The 1,574-nt window shown below is 40.7% G+C and carries 1 protein-coding gene; it reads right to left on the bottom strand.

Annotation, left to right across the window (positions count from 1 at the left end; genetic code table 11):
- Positions 1–1,462: condensation domain-containing protein (locus tag C1T29_RS11570; RefSeq protein ID WP_231516561.1), on the bottom strand; the 1,462-nt coding region annotated here is incomplete at its 3' end.
- Between the last annotated feature and the right edge of the window lie 112 nt (positions 1,463–1,574).

Raw genomic sequence — 1,574 nt, forward strand, 5'->3', positions numbered from 1 at the left:
CAGCATACGTCAGCGAACCGCCTGAAAATCGAATGGCTGTCCGTTCCGGTGTGAAAGCCGCCTGTCGTTCAAACAGACCGTGCAAAGTTGGGGCTTCAGGCGAAACAGCTTTTGTCTTGTTATACTCATACAACAATTTTTGCTTTTCTCTTGTATTCGTCATATCTAATTCTCTTATAAAGCTGTACGGTTGTTGAAGGGCGCTTTCCAGTAAGGTAAGCAGATGGTGTTGAATACGTTTAATATCCTCAAGAGAAAACAAGGTATTTTGATAGTCGAAATTTAATTGTATGGTTCCGGTGTCTACACGTTCCTGTATCTGAACAGAAAGCTCATTCGCGGTGTATCCGCTGAAATACAGCGCTGTTTCATAGTCAAAACCATCTGCATTGTGCCACTGAAGTGGCTGATACTGCATAGATATACCGATAAGGTTGTGTAAATCCTTCTGTTCATTTCTTAATTCATTCACAAGCAAATTATAAGGAAACCGTTGATGACGCATAACGGAAAGCTGTTCCCTGCCTATTCTGCGGACAAAGGAAAGAAAATCTGTGCCAGGATCAACCGTTATTCTGATTGGAAGAGAACTGACGAACATGCCGAGCATTTCTTTTTCAGCCTTTGACCCTCTGTTGCCATAATAGGTGCCAATGGCAAGATCTTTTTTAGAAGTGATTCGGCTGATACATATGTAAAATGAAGCCATAAATAAGGAAATGATATTGATCTTGTGTTCTTTACAGAAGATTCGAATCGTTTGCTCTAGATCAGGTGAAAGAATAATGGTGTCTCTGGATGCGGCTGTGCTCTGTTTTTGTAAGGACGTCTGGCCGGCTAACGAGTGAGATTCCAACGGGCGCTGAAAGGTTTGCGTCCAAAATAAACGGTCCTTTGCAAAACGTGAAGATTGTAGATATTGACTCTCTTTTTCAATATAGCTCAAGTAAGAAGGCTCCGGCTGATCAGGTAAAGGACCTTTCTTCTTTATTTTTTGATAAAGATCTATAATTTGATTTCCCATCACATTTAAAGAGATTCCATCCATGATGATGTGATGGAATTTCGCGAACAGCCAAACTTCATGAGAGTCAATTCTGAGGAGGTAAAATTGATAAAGAGGTGAGTTGAACAGTTTAAATGGGATTCTCGCTTGATCTTGTATCCATTGCTCCATTTCTATCATTTCAACATTTGAAAAATCTATTATTTCAAGTGAAGCGTATTTATATTCAGTAAGGTACAGCCGCGGTTCAGGCTCTTCTCCTTCTAGCAGCTGAAACCTAATGGCGTCGTTGCGGGCGACGGAATGATTCAGTGCTTCCTCTAGGGCCTCAAGATCAATATCGCCCCTGAATTTCACGCAGGCGGTGAGATTGCAAATGCTAGTACCTGGCTCCAGCAGTTCGGTAAACCACACTCTCCTTTGGGCATGGGTTAAAGAATAAGTATGTACGTTCAATGGATTCCCTCCAGTTCTCTTAATAAGAGGATAAAAAAGTAGAAAAAAGCAGAAAAATGACAATAAAAGAAATTATATGCCTGTATAATCCATATATGCACTATATTAACGG

Source organism: Bacillus sp. MBGLi79 (assembly GCF_002953915.1).